Annotated in this window: 15 protein-coding genes; 7 read left to right on the top strand and 8 right to left on the bottom strand. The window is 65.6% G+C overall.

Annotated elements, in window-relative coordinates:
• Positions 1 to 10: 10 nt before the first annotated feature.
• Positions 11 to 940, top strand: a complete 930-nt coding sequence (gene dmeF, locus CAG41_RS19600; protein WP_085707356.1) for a CDF family Co(II)/Ni(II) efflux transporter DmeF — start codon at positions 11 to 13, stop codon at positions 938 to 940.
• Positions 941 to 1,030: 90 nt separating this feature from the next.
• Here dmeF and CAG41_RS19595 read toward each other — a convergent pair whose 3' ends face one another.
• From CAG41_RS19595 to CAG41_RS19575, 5 genes are all read right to left on the bottom strand, one after another.
• Positions 1,031 to 2,050 (bottom strand): branched-chain amino acid aminotransferase, encoded by a 1,020-nt coding sequence (locus CAG41_RS19595; protein WP_085583393.1) that lies wholly within the window; start codon positions 2,048 to 2,050, stop codon positions 1,031 to 1,033.
• A 312-nt stretch (positions 2,051 to 2,362) separates the two neighbouring features.
• Positions 2,363 to 3,736 (bottom strand): dihydrolipoyl dehydrogenase, encoded by a 1,374-nt coding sequence (gene lpdA, locus CAG41_RS19590; protein ID WP_085707355.1) that lies wholly within the window; start codon positions 3,734 to 3,736, stop codon positions 2,363 to 2,365.
• A gap of 7 nt (positions 3,737 to 3,743) precedes the next feature.
• Positions 3,744 to 5,018 (bottom strand): dihydrolipoamide acetyltransferase family protein, encoded by a 1,275-nt coding sequence (locus tag CAG41_RS19585; protein WP_085694077.1) that lies wholly within the window; start codon positions 5,016 to 5,018, stop codon positions 3,744 to 3,746.
• A complete protein-coding gene (locus tag CAG41_RS19580; RefSeq protein ID WP_085583401.1) occupies positions 5,019 to 6,077 on the bottom strand; it encodes an alpha-ketoacid dehydrogenase subunit beta in 1,059 nt (352 codons plus the stop codon).
• Position 6,078: 1 nt separating this feature from the next.
• On the bottom strand, positions 6,079 to 7,314 hold the full coding sequence (locus tag CAG41_RS19575; RefSeq protein WP_085583403.1) for a 3-methyl-2-oxobutanoate dehydrogenase (2-methylpropanoyl-transferring) subunit alpha: 1,236 nt from the start codon (positions 7,312 to 7,314) through the stop codon (positions 6,079 to 6,081).
• Between the two features lie 185 nt (positions 7,315 to 7,499).
• On the opposite strand from CAG41_RS19575, the gene bkdR reads away from it, so the two are divergent.
• A complete protein-coding gene (gene bkdR / locus CAG41_RS19570) occupies positions 7,500 to 7,988 on the top strand; it encodes a Bkd operon transcriptional regulator BkdR (RefSeq protein ID WP_007988200.1) in 489 nt (162 codons plus the stop codon).
• A gap of 13 nt (positions 7,989 to 8,001) precedes the next feature.
• On the opposite strand, the gene CAG41_RS19565 is transcribed toward bkdR, so the two are convergent.
• Both CAG41_RS19565 and CAG41_RS19560 read right to left on the bottom strand, forming a co-directional pair.
• Positions 8,002 to 8,859 carry a tyrosinase family protein gene (locus tag CAG41_RS19565; RefSeq protein WP_085583405.1) on the bottom strand — a complete coding sequence of 286 codons (858 nt, stop codon included), beginning with the start codon at positions 8,857 to 8,859 and terminating at the stop codon, positions 8,002 to 8,004.
• A gap of 123 nt (positions 8,860 to 8,982) precedes the next feature.
• Positions 8,983 to 9,846, bottom strand: coding sequence for an MBL fold metallo-hydrolase (locus CAG41_RS19560; RefSeq protein ID WP_085583407.1), 864 nt, complete (start codon positions 9,844 to 9,846; stop codon positions 8,983 to 8,985).
• Positions 9,847 to 9,950: 104 nt separating this feature from the next.
• On the opposite strand from CAG41_RS19560, the gene CAG41_RS19555 reads away from it, so the two are divergent.
• The 3 genes from CAG41_RS19555 to CAG41_RS19545 all read left to right on the top strand — a co-directional run bounded on the left by CAG41_RS19555 (position 9,951) and on the right by CAG41_RS19545 (position 12,492).
• A complete protein-coding gene (locus CAG41_RS19555; protein WP_085583409.1) occupies positions 9,951 to 10,301 on the top strand; it encodes a helix-turn-helix transcriptional regulator in 351 nt (116 codons plus the stop codon).
• Between the two features lie 136 nt (positions 10,302 to 10,437).
• On the top strand, positions 10,438 to 11,682 hold the full coding sequence (locus tag CAG41_RS19550) for an FAD/NAD(P)-binding oxidoreductase (RefSeq protein ID WP_085583411.1): 1,245 nt from the start codon (positions 10,438 to 10,440) through the stop codon (positions 11,680 to 11,682).
• Positions 11,683 to 11,691: 9 nt separating this feature from the next.
• Complete coding sequence (locus CAG41_RS19545) at positions 11,692 to 12,492, top strand: sulfite exporter TauE/SafE family protein (protein WP_085707354.1); 801 nt, start codon at positions 11,692 to 11,694, stop codon at positions 12,490 to 12,492.
• A gap of 39 nt (positions 12,493 to 12,531) precedes the next feature.
• On the opposite strand, the gene CAG41_RS19540 is transcribed toward CAG41_RS19545, so the two are convergent.
• Positions 12,532 to 13,482, bottom strand: a complete 951-nt coding sequence (locus tag CAG41_RS19540; RefSeq protein WP_085583415.1) for a polysaccharide deacetylase family protein — start codon at positions 13,480 to 13,482, stop codon at positions 12,532 to 12,534.
• A gap of 352 nt (positions 13,483 to 13,834) precedes the next feature.
• On the opposite strand from CAG41_RS19540, the gene CAG41_RS19535 reads away from it, so the two are divergent.
• Positions 13,835 to 15,490: an MFS transporter gene (locus tag CAG41_RS19535; protein ID WP_085694071.1), complete on the top strand. Its 1,656-nt coding sequence runs from the start codon at positions 13,835 to 13,837 to the stop codon at positions 15,488 to 15,490.
• Complete coding sequence (locus tag CAG41_RS19530) at positions 15,487 to 16,626, top strand: HlyD family secretion protein (protein ID WP_085583419.1); 1,140 nt, start codon at positions 15,487 to 15,489, stop codon at positions 16,624 to 16,626. The genes CAG41_RS19535 and CAG41_RS19530 overlap by 4 nt, the downstream gene beginning before the upstream one ends.
• The last annotated feature ends 51 nt before the right edge of the window (positions 16,627 to 16,677 follow it).

Here is a 16,677-nt window from a genome sequence, read left to right as displayed (position 1 = left end):
CCCTCACGCCATGACGCCCAACGCTCAACGCTTCGCCCACGACCATCAGTTCCTCGGCGCCTCCCACGACGAGAACGCCCGCCGCACCCTGTGGGTGGTGGCGCTGACCTTCGTGATGATGATCGGCGAAATCGCCGCCGGGTATGTCACCGGCTCCATGGCGCTGCTGGCCGACGGTTTCCACATGGCGACCCACGCCGGCGCCTTGGGCATTGCGGCGGCGGCCTATGGGTTCGCCCGGCGCAACGCCAGCAACCGCCGCTACAGTTTCGGCACCGGCAAGGTCGGTGACCTGGCCGGCTTCGCCTCGGCCATGGTGCTGGGGCTGGTGTCGCTCGGCATCGCTGGCGAATCGGCCCTGCGCCTGTTCCAGCCGACCACGGTGGCCTTCGGCGAAGCCACGGTGATCGCGGTGGTGGGGTTGGCGGTCAACCTGGTCAGTGCCTTCATGTTGATGGGCCATCACGGCCATGACCACGGGCATCCCCATGAACACGGCCACGACCACGGTCATCACCACCATCACGACAACAACCTCCGCTCGGCCTACATGCACGTACTGGCCGACGCGCTGACCTCGGTGCTGGCCATCGCCGCGCTGCTGGCGGGCCGGTATCTGGGCTGGGTGTGGCTGGATCCGGTGATGGGCATCGTCGGCGCCGTGGTCATCGCCAAGTGGGCGTACACCCTGATGCGCGACAGCGCCGCCGTGCTGCTCGACGCCACCGACGAGCCGGTGGCCGAAGAGATCCGCGAGCTGCTGGAAGCCTCGGACGATGTGCGCATCAGCGACCTGCACGTCTGGCAGGTCGGCCCGCAGGCGCGGGCGGCCATCGTCAGCGTGGTGGCGGCCGCCGGCGTCAGCGCCGAGGCGATCCGCGAGCGTCTGGCGCCGGTGCATGAGCTGTCGCACCTGACCGTCGAACTGCGCAGCGCCTGACCTGCGGCACGCCGAAAGGCTGACGCACGGGCATGAAAAAGCCCCTCACCGATCGCTCGGTGAGGGGCTTTTGCGTTGCCGGGCGTCAGGTCAGACCTTGACGATCCAGCCCGCCGGCGCTTCGATGTCGCCGGTCTGCACGCCGGTCAGCTCTTTGTAGAGCTTCTGGGTGACCGGGCCGACTTCGGTTTCGCTGTGGAACACGTGCAGGTGGTCCTGGTAGCTGATGCCGCCGATCGGGGTGATCACGGCGGCGGTGCCGCAGGCGCCGGCTTCTTTGAAGTCCGACAGCTTGTCGATGAACACGTCGCCTTCGACCACTTCCAGGCCCAGGCGGGTCTTGGCCAGTTCGATCAGCGACAGGCGGGTGATGCCCGGCAGCACCGACGGCGAGTTCGGGGTGACGAACTTGTTGTCGTGGGTGATCCCGAAGAAGTTGGCCGAACCGACTTCCTCGATTTTCTTGTGGGTCAGCGGATCCAGGTAGATGGCGTCGGCGAAGTGCGCCTTCTTGGCCTGGGAGCCCGGCATCAGGCTGGCCGCGTAGTTGCCGCCGACCTTGGCGGCGCCGGTGCCTTGCGGGGCGGCGCGGTCGAAGGTGGAGATCTGGAAGTTGTGCGGGGTCAGGCCGCCCTTGAAGTAGGCGCCGACCGGGATCGCGAACACCGAGAAGATGAACTCCGGCGCGGTGCGCACGCCGATGTTGTCACCCACGCCGATCACGAACGGACGCAGGTACAGCGCGCCGCCGGTGCCGTACGGCGGGATGAAGCGCTCGTTGGCGCGGACCACTTGCTTGCACGCCTCGATGAACTGCTCGGTGGACACGTGCGGCATCAGCAGGCGGGCGCAGCTGCGCTGCATGCGGGCGGCGTTCTGGTCCGGGCGGAACAGGTTGATCGAGCCGTCCTTGCAACGGTAGGCCTTCAGGCCTTCGAAGCACTGCTGGCCATAGTGAAGGGCGGTGGAGCCTTCGCTGATGTGCAGCACGTTGTCTTCGGTCAGGGTGCCTTTGTCCCACTCGCCGTTGCGAAAGTACGACAGATAGCGTTTGTCGGTCTTGATGTAGTCAAAACCCAGCTTGTCCCAATTGATGCTTTCGTTACCCATGACACCCTCTATCACTGAACAACCGTCGAAACGGTCAAGGCTTCTGACGTTTTTTTGGATGGGCACAACAATACTTCATTCTGATCCGGTTTCGCAGCCCGGACTATCGGATGACGGGCAGATAAATCGTGTCGCCCTTGAGAAATCGCGGGCAAGCCCGCTCCCACAGGCCTCGCGGTGACCGCAGATTCTGCGGGCAGCCTGATCCCCTGTAGGAATCAGCCCGCCGCATCAGTGTGAACGACACAAAACCTGTGGGAGCGGGCTTGCCCGCGAAGGGGGCCATCACTGCCCCCCCTCTATCTTCCTGAATCAAATGTGCAAGGCATGCCCCAAGGCCCGCAGCGCCGCTTCCTGCACCGCCTCGCCCAGGGTCGGGTGGGCGTGGATGGTGCCGCCGATGTCTTCCAGCCGCGCACCCATCTCCAGGCTCTGGGCAAACGCCGTGGACAGCTCCGACACGCCGACGCCGACCGCTTGCCAGCCGACGATCACATGGTTGTCGCGGCGGGCGACCACCCGCACGAAGCCGCTTTTGGACTCCAGCGTCATGGCCCGGCCGTTGGCCGCGAACGGGAAGCTCGACACGATGCAGTCCAGCCCTGCGGCCTTGGCCTCGTCCGGCGTCTTGCCGACCACCACCAGCTCCGGGTCGGTGAAGCACACGGCGGCGATGGCGGTGGGGTTGAACTCGCGGGTCTTGCCGCTGATCAGCTCGGCGACCATTTCGCCCTGGGCCATGGCGCGGTGGGCCAGCATCGGCTCGCCGGCCACGTCGCCGATGGCGTAGACGTTGCGCATGCTGGTCTGGCAGCGTCTGTCGATCTTGATCGAGGCGCCGTTCATCTGAAGGTTCAGCGCTTCGAGGTTCCAGCCCTGGGTGTTGGGCTTGCGGCCGACGGCCACCAGCACCTGGTCGGTCTCAAGGTTCAGGGTTTCGCCGTTCGGGTCGCGCACTTGCAGTTTGCCGTCGAAGCCCAGGACGCTGTGCTTGAGGTACAGCTTCACGCCCAGTTGCTTGAGGGCTTCGTGCACCGGTTGGGTCAGTTCGGCGTCGTAGGCCGGCAGGATCCTGTCCTGGGCCTCGACCACGCTGACTTCGGCGCCGAGCTTGCGGTAGGCGATGCCCAGTTCCAGGCCGATGTAGCCGCCGCCGACCACGATCAGGCGCTTGGGCACCGACGTAGGTGCCAGGGCTTCGGTGGACGAGATGACCGGCCCGCCGATCGGCAGCATCGGCAGGTCGACGGTCTTCGAGCCGGTGGCCAGCACCAGGTGTTCGCACTGGATGCGGGTGTCGCCGACCTCGACGGTCTTGCCGTCGATGACCTTGGCCCAGCCGTTGATGACCTGCACTTTGTTCTTCTTCAGCAGCGCCGCCACGCCGGTGGTCAGGCGGTCGACGATGCCGTCCTTCCACTCGACGCTCTTGCCGATGTCGAGGGTCGGCGCGCCGACGCTGATGCCCAGCGCCGAATGCTGGCTGTGGTGCTGCGTCTGCTGGAACTGCTCGGCCACATGGATCAGGGCCTTGGACGGAATGCAGCCGATGTTCAGGCAGGTGCCGCCCAGCGAGCGGCCTTCGACCAGGATGGTCGAGATGCCGAGCTGGCCGGCGCGGATCGCCGTCACGTAGCCGCCGGGGCCGCCGCCGATGATCAGCAGGGTGGTGTTCAGGGTTTGCATGCGTGCCTCACTCCACAAACAGGGTCGCGGGTTGTTCGAGCAGGCCACGGATGGCCTGGATGAAGAGCGCCGCGTCCATGCCGTCGACCACGCGGTGATCGAAGGAGCTGGAGAGGTTCATCATCTTGCGGATCACCACCTGGCCTTTGACGACCATCGGCCGTTCGACGATTTTGTTCACGCCGACGATGGCCACTTCCGGCAGGTTCAGCACCGGGGTGCTGACGATGCCGCCCAGCGCGCCGAGGCTGGTCAGGGTGATGGTCGAGCCGGACAGTTCGTCGCGGCTGGCCTTGCCGTTGCGCGCGGCGTTGGCCAGGCGGGCGATCTCTGCGGCGCTGTCCCACAGGCTGCGGGCTTCGGCGTGGCGCACCACCGGCACCATCAGGCCGACGTCGCTCTGGGTGGCGACACCGACATGCACCGCACCGAGGCGGTGGATGACCTGGGCCTCGTCGTCGTAACGGGCGTTCATCTGCGGGAAGTCGCGCAGGGCGACGACCAGCGCCCGCACCAGGAACGGCAGCAGGGTGAGCTTGCCGCGGTTGGCGCCGTGCTTGTCGTTCAGGTGCGCGCGCAGCTCTTCGATGGCGGTGACGTCGATTTCCTCGACGTAGCTGAAGTGCGCGGCGCGCTGGGTGGATTCCTGCATGCGCTGGGCGATCTTGCGGCGCATGCCGATCACCGGGATCTGCTCTTCGTCGTTGCGCTGGGCGTAAGCGTTGGCGGCAGGCGCCGAAGCGTTCGACTGACCTTGCGCCAGGTAGGCGTCGAGGTCTTCGTGCAGCACCCGGCCGGCCGGGCCGGAACCGCGCACCAGGCGCAGCTGGATGCCCAGGTCCAGCGCGTGCTTGCGCACCGCCGGGGAGGCCAGCGGACGGTCGCCGGCCTCGCGGGCCACCATCGGGCCCTGGCAAACGGCGGCCGGACGCGGTGCGGCGGCAGGTTTGCTTTCGATGACGGCCTCGACCTTCGGCGCCACGGGGGCCGGGGCTTCCTTGACCGGAGCCGGCGCGGCGGACTCCTTCAGGTTGCCGGCGCCTTCGACTTCGATGCTGATCAGCACGCTGCCGACCGCCATCACTTCACCTGGCTGCCCGCCGAGGGCGATGACCTTGCCGTGCACCGGCGACGGGATGTCGACCATGGCCTTGTCGGTCATGACGTCGGCCAGCACCTGGTCTTCGACGACCAGGTCCCCGACCTTGACGTGCCACTGCGACAGTTCTACTTCTGCGATGCCTTCGCCGATGTCCGGCATTTTAATGACGTGCGTGCCCATTCAGACCTCCATGACCCGTTTCAACGCCGCGCCCACTCGGGACGGCCCTGGGAAATACGCCCACTCCTGCGCGTGCGGGTAGGGGGTGTCCCAACCGGTGACGCGCTCGATCGGGGCTTCCAGGTGATGGAAGCAATGCTCTTGCACCAGCGACACCAACTCGGCGCCGAAACCGCAGGTGCGCGTGGCTTCGTGCACCACGACGCAGCGGCCGGTCTTCTTCACGGACTTGACGATGGTCTCAAGGTCCAGCGGCCACAGGCTGCGCAGGTCGATGACCTCGGCGTCCACGCCGCTCTCTTCGGCGGCCACCTGCGACACGTAGACGGTGGTGCCGTAGGTCAGCACGGTCACGTCCTTGCCCGGACGGGTGATGGCGGCGACGTCCAGCGGCACGGTGTAGTAGCCGTCCGGCACCTGGGCGGCGGGGTGTTTCGACCACGGGGTCACCGGGCGGTCGTGGTGGCCGTCGAACGGGCCGTTGTACAGGCGCTTGGGCTCCAGGAAGATCACCGGGTCATCGTTTTCGATGGAGGCGATCAGCAGGCCTTTGGCGTCGTAGGGGTTGGACGGCATGACGGTGCGCAGGCCGCAGACCTGGGTGAACAGGGCCTCGATGCTCTGGCTGTGGGTCTGGCCGCCGTAGATGCCGCCGCCGCAGGGCATGCGCAGGGTCATCGGCGCGGTGAACTCGCCGGCCGAGCGGTAGCGCAGGCGCGCCGCCTCGGAAATGATCTGGTCGTAGGCCGGGTACACGTAGTCGGCGAACTGGATTTCCACCACCGGGCGCAGGCCGTAGGCGCCCATGCCCACGGCGGTGCCGACGATGCCGCTCTCGGAGATCGGTGCGTCGAACACCCGCGAGGTGCCGTATTTGGTCTGCAGGCCTTCGGTGCAACGGAACACGCCGCCGAAGTAGCCGACGTCCTGGCCGAACACCACGACGTTGTCGTCGCGCTCAAGCATCACGTCCATGGCCGAGCGCAGGGCCTGGATCATGGTCATGGTGGTCGTGGTCATGGCGGTTTCCAGCTGGATATTGTTGTTGTGATCGTTCATCTCAGACCCCCAACTGCTGACGCTGGCGCTTCAAGTGCTCCGGCATCTCTTTGTATACGTCTTCGAACATGGTCGCGGCGCTCGGGATCTGCCCGCTGGTGAGGGTGCCGTGCTGCTCGGCCTGCTTCTGGGCGGCGATGACTTCGGCCTCGATCTCGGCGCTGGCGGCGGCGTGCTCTTCCTCCGACCAGTGGCCGATCTTGATCAGGTGCTGCTTCAGGCGAGCGATCGGGTCGCCCAGCGGGAAGTGGCTCCAGTCGTCGGCCGGGCGGTACTTGGACGGATCGTCGGAGGTCGAGTGCGGGCCGGCGCGGTAGGTGACCCATTCGATCATGGTCGGGCCCAGGCCCCGGCGGGCGCGTTCGGCGGCCCAGGCGGAGGCGGCGAAGGCGGCGACGAAGTCGTTGCCGTCCACGCGCAGGGAGGCGATGCCGCAGCCGACGCCGCGTCCGGCGAAGGTGGTGGCTTCACCGCCGGCGATGGCCTGGAAGGTGGAGATCGCCCACTGGTTGTTGACCACGTTGAGGATCACGGGGGCGCGATAGACGTGGGCGAAGGTGAGGGCGGTGTGGAAGTCCGATTCGGCGGTGGCGCCGTCGCCGATCCAGGCCGAGGCGATTTTGGTGTCGCCCTTGATCGCCGAGGCCATGCCCCAGCCCACGCCCTGAATGAATTGGGTGGCGAGGTTGCCGGAGATGGTGAAGAAACCGGCGTCCTTGACCGAGTACATGATCGGCAGCTGGCGACCCTTGAGCGGATCGCGCTCGTTGGACAGCAACTGGCAGATCAGGTCCACCAGCGGCACTTCGCGGGCCATCAGGATGCTTTGCTGGCGGTAGGTCGGGAAGCACATGTCATCGATGTTCAGCGCCAGGGCCTGGGCGCTGCCGATGGCTTCCTCGCCGAGGCTCTGCATGTAGAACGACATCTTTTTCTGACGCTGGGCGACCACCATGCGGTTGTCGTAGATGCGCGTCTTGAGCATGGCGCGCATGCCCTTGCGCAGGATCTCGACCGGCACGTCTTCGGCCCAGGGGCCGTGGGCGTTGCCCTGGTCGTCGAGCACGCGGATCAGGCCACGGGCCAGGTCTGCGGTGTCGGCGGGCTCTACGTCGATGGAAGGCTTGCGCATCGTGCCGGCGTCGGTCAGATGCAGGTAGGAGAAGTCGGTTTTGCAGCCTGGGCGGCCCGAGGGTTCGGGCACGTGCAGACGCAGCGGTTCATACGCTTGGGTCATGGCTTCTACGCTCGATCTTGTGAATTTCTTGTAGTGAGCTGACAGTCGTTCTTCGGTAAAAGAATTTTTGTCCTACAACAATCATAGGCCCGGCCAAGAAGAATATTTCTCTGTGTTTCGTTGCGCTGAAGATCATTTGCAGATAGAAAATCTGCATAAACATAAAAAACAGGTGGTTTTGTCTCATGCGCAAACTGGACCGTACCGACATCGGCATTCTCAACAGCCTTCAGGAGAATGCGCGCATCACCAACGCCGACCTCGCCCGTTCGGTCAACCTGTCGCCGACGCCGTGCTTCAACCGGGTCAAGGCGATGGAGGAACTGGGGGTGATCCGCGAGCAGGTGACCTTGCTCGATGCGGATCTTTTGGGCCTGCACGTCAACGTGTTCATCCATGTGAGCCTGGAGAAGCAGGTGGAGGAAGCCTTGCAGCATTTCGAAGAGGCGATCTCGGACCGCCCCGAAGTGATGGAGTGCTACTTGATGGCCGGCGACCCGGACTACCTGATCCGGGTGCTGGTGCCGACGATCCAGTCGCTTGAGCGCTTCATGATGGACTTTCTGACCAAGGTGCCGGGCGTGGCGAACATCCGCTCAAGCTTTGCGCTCAAGCAGGTGCGCTACAAGACCGCGCTGCCGCTGCCGGCGAACGGGTTGACCTTGGGCAGTTGAGCCCCACGGGCGGTCAGACGGAGGCGTACCTGTAGTTGAGCGCTTGCGTGTCGATCGTCTCTTGTACGGTGAAGGTCTGCGGCCACGGCGCCGGTTCGTTGTCCGGGTGGAAGACCAGGGTCTGATTCAGCAACGGCTCCGCAAATGGCTTGCCGCTGCTGCGGTGCTGTTGCTTCCAGCGTTCCCACAGCAGGTCCATGTAGCAGTGGTGCAGGAAGAAGATCGGGTCGTTGGGGGAGGACGCTTCCGCCATGTTGCCGCCGATCCAGCCATGCACCGGATTGTGCAACTGGCGTTGGGAGACCAATTCCCATCCGTTGGCATCTTGCTGGTAGGAGGGGCGATTGAGCACGTCGATCACCTCGTCCGGCCCGGGCAGCCTGCCGGCCTGCCCGAAGTTGCGGCGCAGACTGATGTTGTCCGGCGTGGGAGCGATGTCGGTGTCCCATACGGCGACCCTGAACCGGTTGGCCTCCAGGGTGAACGGGCCGCTGATCAGGTGCTGCCGGTCCAGATTGTCGCCGTTGGCGCCCATGAAGTCCGAGGTGAAGGGGTTGTCGGCGCCGGTGAGCTGCCAGTTCCAGTAGGGCAGGGTGATGTCGGGGTCGTCGACGGCGGACTGCAGGGCCAGTTCGAACTGGCGCAGCAGGACTCGGTGCCAAGGGTAGAACAAAGGGGTGGCGTGGGGATTGGGAACCAGCGGATTGCCCCTGCCCATCGAGTTCTTGTGGATCTGCACGAAGTCGTCGTAGCGGCTCTGCTGTCCGGGCCGCAGCACGCTGTCGACATCGTTTTTCAGCGTGAGGACGGCCCTGACGAAACGGGATTTCTGATCCGGCGTCATGTCCCGGTGGTTGATGCGAATGTCCATATTGCGAAAACTCCATTGAATGTTTGCGCATTCGAGTTTCCGCATGGAGGACGCTTCGTTCAATTCGACCCTTTCGCCGGCACCCGTGGGAAAAAGAATCGCAAAGGTGTCGGGCATTCCGCCTCAAAAGGCATTGAGCGGAATTTTCAGGTACGTCACGCCGTTGCTTTCCGCAGGCGGCAGGTTGCCCGCCCGCACGTTCACCTGGATCGCCGGCAGCAGCAGCGTCGGCATGCCCAGCCCGGCGTCGCGCCGGGTGCGCATCTGGACGAACGCCGCCTCATCGATGCCGTCGTGCACATGGATGTTGCTTTTGCGCTGTTCGCCGACGGTGGTCTGGCACTGCGGGCCGCGGCCGGCCGGCGGGTAATCGTGGCAGACGTAGAGTTTGACGCTGGCGGGGAAGGCCAGCAGCTTGTGGATCGACTTGAACAATTGATGGGCGTCGCCGCCGGGGAAGTCGCAGCGGGCGGTGCCGACGTCCGGCATGAACAGGGTGTCGCCGACCAGGATCTGCTCGCCGTCGATCAGGTAGGCCATGTCCGCCGGCGTGTGGCCGGGGACGTGCAGGGCGGTGGCCTTGAGGCCGCCGATCATGAAGGATTCGCCGGGGGCGAACAGATGATCGAACTGCGAGCCGTCGACGCAAAATTCCGGCTCCAGGTTGAACAGCGCCTTGAACACGTCCTGCACCTTGCTGATCGCCTGGCCGATGGCGATCTTGCCGCCCAGCTCCCGGCGCAGGTACGGCGCGGCGGAGAGGTGGTCGGCATGGGCGTGGGTTTCCAGCAGCCATTGCACGTGCAGGCCATGGGCGCGGACGAAGGCGATGATCTTGTCGGCCTGGGCGGTGCAGGTGCGGCCGGCGGCGCCGTCGTAGTCGAGCACCGGATCGACGATCGCGCACTGACCGCCGTCGGCCTCGTAGACCACGTAGCTGTAGGTCGAGGAGACGGGGTCGAGGAAGGCTTCAATCAGTGCGGGCATGGAGATGAACCTGTGAAAGGGGACGAGAAGTCAGTCATGGGTTGCAACACTTTATGTAAAAACATAATGTTCGCAGCTTAAGTGACGTTGAAGGCTTCCTGCAAATGCAATCCAGTCTGACCGAATGTGAAGTCGCCCAACTGCGGGCGTCGGCCTCCAAGGCCTGTTCGCTGCTCAAGGCCCTGGCCAACGAGGACCGGCTGTTGATCCTGTGCCAGTTGACCCAGGGCGAACGCAACGTCGGCGACCTGGAAAAGATGACCGGCGTGCGTCAGCCGACCCTGTCCCAGCAATTGGGCATCCTGCGCGATGAAGGGCTGGTCGCGACCCGCCGTGAAGGCAAGTACATTTTCTACGGCCTCGCCAGTCACGAAGTGATCCAGGTGATGAAAACCCTCTCGGGCCTGTACTGCGGCGCGGTGCTCAAGAGTTGGGAACAGCCCGGACCCCAATAACGAAACACGGCACCTGCGGGAGCGGGCCTGATCGCGATTGCGGTGGTTCAGGCCATGTCGATGGCGAATGTCGCGCCGTCATCGCGCGCCGGCTCGCTCCCGCATCCATCCTTGCGTGCAGCAAAAGGAACAAGCAATGAACGACCAACACTGGGGCCCCTCCATCAGTGCGGACATCGTGGTCATCGGCGGCGGTACGGCCGGCATCGGTTTCGTCGCCAGCCTGCTCAAGCGTGACCCGACCCTGAAAGTCACCGTGATCGAACCGAGCACCCACCATTACTACCAACCGGCGTGGACGCTGGTCGGCGGCGGCGCCTACGACGTGAAGGACACCGCGCGGCCGATGACGTCGGTGCTGCCGCGCCAGGCGACCTGGGTGCAGGCCCTGGTGACCTGCGTCGACCCGGACAAGCGCCAGCTCACCCTCAACGACGACCGCACCGTCAGCTACCGCAACCTGATCGTCTGCCCCGGCCTGCGCCTGGCCTGGGAGAAGATCGAAGGCCTGCAGGAAAGCCTCGGCCGGCACGGCGTCACCTCCAACTACAGTTACCAGCACGCGGCCTACACTTGGGAACTGGTGCAGAACCTGCGCGGCGGCAAGGCGTTGTTCACCCAGCCGGCGATGCCGATCAAATGCGCCGGCGCGCCGCAGAAGGCGCTGTACCTGTCCTGCGATCACTGGCTCCAGTCTTCGGTGCTGAACGGCATCGACGTGGAGTTCAACCTGGCCGGACCTGCGCTGTTCGGCGTGCCGACCTTCGTGCCGCCGCTGATGAAGTACATCGAGAAGTACAACGCCCGGCTGGCGTTCAATTCGAACCTGGTGAAAGTGGACGGCCCGGCGAAGACCGCGTGGTTCGAGGTCAAGGACGCCGACGGCAACGTCACCCGCGAGGCGAAGGCCTTCGACCTGCTGCACGCCGTGCCGCCGCAGGTCGCCCCGGACTTCATCGCGCAGAGCCCCTTGGCCGATGCGGCCGGTTGGTGCGAGGTCAATCCGCACACGCTGCAGCATCCGCGCTACCCCGAGGTGTTCGGCCTGGGCGACATCTGCGGCACCGCCAACGCCAAGACCGCCGCGGCGGTGCGCAAGCAGGTCGTGGTGGTCGCGCAGAACCTGCTGGCCCTGCGCAAGGGCCAGCCGCTGCCGCTCAAGTACGACGGCTACGGGTCGTGCCCGCTGACGGTGGAGAAGGGCAAGGTGATCCTCGCCGAGTTCGGCTACGGCGGCAAACTGCTGCCGACCTTCGCCCTCGACCCGACCGTGCCGCGCCGTTCGGCGTGGTGGCTGAAGGCGACGTTGCTGCCGTGGTTCTACTGGAACGGCATGCTCAAGGGCCGCGAATGGCTGACCGGCCTGTCCAGAGTCGACTGAGATCCGCTTATGTTGCTGGCAAGTCTGTTTGGTGTGGTGATGGGGCTGATCCTCGGCCTGACCGGCGCGGGCGGCGGGATTCTCGCCGTGCCGGCGCTGGTGCTGGGGTTGGGCTGGAGCATGACGCAAGCGGCGCCGGTGGCGCTGTTCGCGGTGGGCAGCGCGGCGGCGGTCGGCGCCATCGACGGCTTGCGCCACGGGCTGGTGCGCTACCGTGCGGCGTTGTTGATCGCGGCGCTGGGGGCGGTGTTTTCGCCGCTGGGCATCTACTTCGCCCATCAGTTGCCGGAGAAGATCCTAATGATCCTCTTCAGCCTGCTGATGGTGATGGTGGCCGGGCGCATGCTGCGCCGCGAGCGCAAGGAAGAGGGGCCGAGCGACCACGGCCATGCCAGTTGGGGGCAGAAGAACTGCATGCTCAACCAGCAGACCGGACGCCTGGCCTGGACCGCCAAATGCACCGCGACCCTCGCGGCGCTGGGGGCGGTGACCGGCGTGGTGTCGGGACTGCTCGGCGTCGGCGGCGGCTTTCTGATCGTGCCGGCGTTCAAGCAACTGACCGATGTGCAGATGCGCGGCATCGTCGCCACGTCGCTGATGGTGATCAGCCTGATCTCCGCCATCGGCGTGGCCGGTGCGTTCCACGCCGGGGTGCGGATCGATAACGTGGGCGCAGCGTTCATCGTCGCCAGCATCGTCGGCATGATCATCGGTCGCAAACTCTGCTACCTGGTGCCGGCGCGGGCCTTGCAGGTGGGGTTCGCCGGGGTGTGCCTGGTGGTGGCGGCCTACATGATGCTGCGGGCCTGAATTTGCGATGACGGCGAGGAAGCGTCCTCGCCGCAAGCCTCAGTGGTTATAGGCCGCTTCGCTGTCGTCGATCAGCGGATCCTTCTCGGTCAGCACGATTTGCGCGATCCGGTCCTTGCGCATGAAGCTCACCTTCGGATGGGACTGGGCGTAACGGATGAAGCGCTCCATGGCCTCGACCATCGCTGGGGTGCCGCCGATGCGGTCGTGCAGGCTGACCGACATCATCCGCCGTTTCTCGGCGCCCTCGGCATACAGGCGGTCGAACTCCAGCACCAGCTGCTGGTAGAACTGCTCGGCGGAGAAGTGCCGGCCCTCGACCAGCACGATGTCGTTGTTGCGCAGGGTGTACGGCACCACGGCGAACTTGCGGCCGCGCACCAGGGTCACGAACGGTTCGTCGCGGCTGACGTCGTCGATGTGGTAGGTGAAGTTCAGGTCCTGCAGCACCTTCAGCGTGTTGGGGCTGCGCCGCAGCCAGTTGGCGTTGTAGCCCACCGAGCGCTGGCCGGTGATTTTCTCCACGGCGGCCACGCCGTCGCCGATGAACTGCTTTTCCTGGGCGTAGTTCATGTTGTACGAATCGGCCCAGCGCATGCCATGGGCCGCCACTTCGTGGCCGCGTTCGGCGATGGCCTTGGCCAGTTCCGGGTGCTTGAGCGCCGCTTCGCCGACCACATGGGAGGTGACCTTGATGCCGGTACGGTCCCACAGGTCGAGCATCCGCCACAGGCCTTCCTTGTAGCCGTAGTCGAACCAGGTCTGCGCCGGCAGGTCGGGGTAGCCCTTGGGCAGCGGGCTGCCGGAGAACGGGCTTTCGGCGCCTTCCGGCTGGCCGCCGGTCTCGAATTGCATCGACACCGAAATCACCAGCTGCGAGCCGTCCGGCCAGGGGCGTTCCTGGGCGAAGGCGAGGGCGGGCAGCAACAGGGCGGCGGCCAGAAGGCTTTTTAACGGACGCAGGGAGCGTCGACGGTTGGACGTGGTCATAGCGAACACCTTGCAGTTGAGAAGTGCGGCAAGGTTGGCATCGGCGGGCGGCGGGAAACATCCGCTGCGGGCGAGATGACCTTTAAACAATTTTTACGAATCGGGCGGGGCAGTGGTCTGCCTCAAGCCCTGCGGTGCCTGGGCCGACGTCATCGCGGGCAAGCCCGCTCCCACAGGTCTTGTGCACGGCACGGTCAATGTGGGAGCGGGCTTGCCCGCGATGAGGCCGTTTCAGTCACCGTCGACAGGGCTGACTCCACGCTATTGCGAGCAGTTCCGATTCCACAGCGGATATGGGTTTGGCCGTGGTTTTGCGTCACACTTGTTCAACTTTCCGGCACAAGGCCTTTCAATGGATCACTACGCCCCGCGCAACTGGCAACCCCACGAGAAGCCCAGCCTGCCGGGTTCCCCCTCGACGCCGCTGCATTCCAACCCCAAGCGCCTGGCCTATGCGCTGGTGGGGTTGCTGGTGGCGTTGACCGGCGGGCTGGGCAATTCGCTGGTGGTCGCCAACCTGCCTTACCTGCAAGGCGCGCTCGGCGCGACCACGGCGGAGATGGCCTGGCTGCCGGCGGCGTATGTGATGACCAACGTGTCGATGAACCTGTTGCTGGTGAAGTTCCGCCAGCAGTTCGGCCTGCGGGCGTTCACCGAGGTGTTCCTGGTGCTGTACGCGCTGGTGACCTTCGGCCACCTGTTCGTCAACGACCTGAGTTCGGCGATTGCGGTGCGCGCCGCCCACGGCATGGTCGGCGCGGCGCTCAGTTCCCTGGGCCTGTATTACATGGTGCAGGCGTTCCCGGCCAAATGGCGGATGAAGGCGCTGGTGCTGGGGCTGGGCGCGTCGCAGCTGGCCTTGCCGTTGGCGCGGCTGTTCTCCGAAGACCTCTTGCAGATCGCCGAATGGCGCGGCCTGTACCTGTTCGAAATGGGCATGGCGCTGCTGTCGCTGGGCTGCGTGCTGATGCTGAAACTGCCGCCGGGCGACCGCTTCCGCACCTTCGAACCGCTGGACTTCCTCACCTTCGCCATCCTCGCCAGCGGCGTGGCGCTGCTCTGCGCGGTGCTGTCGCTGGGGCGGATCGACTGGTGGTTGGAGGCGCGCTGGATCGGCATCGCCCTGGCGGCGGCCATCGTGCTGATCCTGGCGGGCCTGGCCATCGAGCACAACCGCAGCAACCCGATGCTGATGACCCGCTGGCTCGGCAGCGGGGTGATGATCCGCCTGGCCCTGGCGGTGATCCTGATCCGCATGGTCACTTCGGAGCAGTCCACCGGCGCCGTGGGGTTCATGCAGAACCTGAACATGGGCAGCCAGCAGTTGCACAGCCTGTACGTGGTGATGCTGATCGGCAGCATCGCCGGGCTGCTCACCAGCGCGCTGACCATCAATCCTGCGCACTTGCTCCTGCCGTTGATCATCTCCCTGGCGCTGATGGCCACCGGGTCGGTGATGGACAGCTACTCGAACAACCTGACGCGCCCGCAGAACCTCTACTTCAGCCAGTTCCTGCTGGCGTTCGGCAGCACCTTCTTCCTCGGGCCGACCATGGTGCTCGGCACCCGCAACGTGCTGACCAATCCGCGCAACCTGGTGAGCTTCTCGGTGCTGTTCGGGATCTGCAACAACCTCGGCGGCCTGATCGGCGCGGCGTTGCTGGGCACGTTCCAGATCGCGCGCGAGAAGTTCCACTCCAGCCACATCGTCGACCGACTGGTGCTGGCCGATCCCCAGGTGGCCGCCCGCGTGCAGGGCGGCGGCTCGGCGGTGGGCTCGCTGATCGCCGATCCGGGCCTGCGCAACCTGCAAGGCATCCGCAGCCTGGCCAACGCCGCCACCCGCGAAGCCAACATCCTGGCCTACAACGATGTGTTCATGCTGATCGCCGTGATCGCGGTGCTGACCCTGATCTGGATTTCCGTCCGCGCGCTGTGGCTGGTCAGCACCACCCGCACGGTTTCTCCCAAGCCTTCCGTCCCCTCCAGCGGTGCCTCTTCTTCATGACCGAACCGACCGTCACCACCAACGCCATTGCCGCCACGCCCGAGGGTGTGGCGCCGCCGTCGTCGCCCAACACCGAACCGCGTTCCCTGCGGGTGCGGATCATCTCGTCGCTGGGGTTCGCCGCCATCGCCCTGGTCGGCGTGCTGATCGTGCTGTACGCCTGGCAGCTGCCGCCGTTCAGCAGCGCCGTCGAAACCACCGAGAACGCTTTGGTGCGCGGGCAAGTGACGATCATCGGCCCGCAGCTCAGCGGCTACGTGTACGAAGTGCCGGTGCAGGACTTCCAGTTCGTCAAGGAAGGCGACCTGCTGGTGCGCCTGGACGACCGCATCTACAAGCAGCGGCTGGATCAGTCGCTGGCGCAGCTGGCGGTGCAGAAGGCCGCGCTGGCCAACGTGGTGCAGCAGCGCAACAGCGCCGAGGCGACCATCAAGCTGCGTCAGGCGGCGCTGGCCGACAGCGAGGCCCAGGCGCGCAAGAGCGGGGCGGACCTGGCGCGCAACAAGGCGCTGGTGAGCGACGGTTCGGTGTCCCGGCGCGAGCTGGACGTGACCCTTGCCGCCAGTGCCCAGACCACCGCGTCGGTGGCCCAGGCCAAGGCGAACCTTGAGATCGCCCGGCAGGACCTGCAGACGGTGATCGTCAACCGCGGCTCCCTGGAAGCGGCGGTGGCCAGCGCCGAGGCGGCGGTGCAACTGGCGCGGATCGATTTGTCCAACACCCGCATCATCGCCCCCCGTGACGGCCAGTTGGGGCAGATCGGCGTGCGCCTCGGCGCCTACGTCAACTCCGGCGCGCAACTGATGGCGCTGGTGCCGAACCAGAAGTGGGTGATCGCCAACCTCAAGGAAACCCAGATGGACAACGTGCGGGTCGGCCAGCCGGCGACCTTCACGGTCGATGCGCTGAACCACCGCAGATTCACCGGCCGGGTGCAGCATGTGTCGCCGGGCACCGGTTCCGAATTCGCCCTGTTGCAGGCCGACAACGCCACCGGCAATTTCGTGAAGATCGCCCAGCGGGTGCCGGTGCGCATCACCATCGACCCCGACCAGCAGGAGAGCGAGCGGTTGCGGCCGGGGATGTCGGTGGTGGTGAGCATCGACACGGCGGCGGGGGACACCCAGCCGCACTGATTCCCGGCAAGTCCTGCGGGCCACTGCCCCTGTAGGAGCGAGACTGCTCGC

The sequence above is a fragment of the Pseudomonas sp. B35(2017) genome, from assembly GCF_002113645.1.
Lineage (GTDB): Bacteria > Pseudomonadota > Gammaproteobacteria > Pseudomonadales > Pseudomonadaceae > Aquipseudomonas > Aquipseudomonas ekonensis.
The sequence above is the reverse complement of the archived record's forward strand: the minus strand, read 5'-3'. Positions and strand labels throughout refer to the sequence as shown.

Coding starts and splice junctions, on each gene's coding strand:
- dmeF (WP_085707356.1), top strand. CDS start 11: ATGACGCCCAACGCTCAACGCTTCGCCCACGACCATCAGTTCCTCGGC.
- CAG41_RS19595 (WP_085583393.1), bottom strand. CDS start 2,050: ATGGGTAACGAAAGCATCAATTGGGACAAGCTGGGTTTTGACTACATC.
- lpdA (WP_085707355.1), bottom strand. CDS start 3,736: ATGCAAACCCTGAACACCACCCTGCTGATCATCGGCGGCGGCCCCGGC.
- CAG41_RS19585 (WP_085694077.1), bottom strand. CDS start 5,018: ATGGGCACGCACGTCATTAAAATGCCGGACATCGGCGAAGGCATCGCA.
- CAG41_RS19580 (WP_085583401.1), bottom strand. CDS start 6,077: ATGAACGATCACAACAACAATATCCAGCTGGAAACCGCCATGACCACG.
- CAG41_RS19575 (WP_085583403.1), bottom strand. CDS start 7,314: ATGACCCAAGCGTATGAACCGCTGCGTCTGCACGTGCCCGAACCCTCG.
- bkdR (WP_007988200.1), top strand. CDS start 7,500: ATGCGCAAACTGGACCGTACCGACATCGGCATTCTCAACAGCCTTCAG.
- CAG41_RS19565 (WP_085583405.1), bottom strand. CDS start 8,859: ATGGACATTCGCATCAACCACCGGGACATGACGCCGGATCAGAAATCC.
- CAG41_RS19560 (WP_085583407.1), bottom strand. CDS start 9,846: ATGCCCGCACTGATTGAAGCCTTCCTCGACCCCGTCTCCTCGACCTAC.
- CAG41_RS19555 (WP_085583409.1), top strand. CDS start 9,951: ATGCAATCCAGTCTGACCGAATGTGAAGTCGCCCAACTGCGGGCGTCG.
- CAG41_RS19550 (WP_085583411.1), top strand. CDS start 10,438: ATGAACGACCAACACTGGGGCCCCTCCATCAGTGCGGACATCGTGGTC.
- CAG41_RS19545 (WP_085707354.1), top strand. CDS start 11,692: ATGTTGCTGGCAAGTCTGTTTGGTGTGGTGATGGGGCTGATCCTCGGC.
- CAG41_RS19540 (WP_085583415.1), bottom strand. CDS start 13,482: ATGACCACGTCCAACCGTCGACGCTCCCTGCGTCCGTTAAAAAGCCTT.
- CAG41_RS19535 (WP_085694071.1), top strand. CDS start 13,835: ATGGATCACTACGCCCCGCGCAACTGGCAACCCCACGAGAAGCCCAGC.
- CAG41_RS19530 (WP_085583419.1), top strand. CDS start 15,487: ATGACCGAACCGACCGTCACCACCAACGCCATTGCCGCCACGCCCGAG.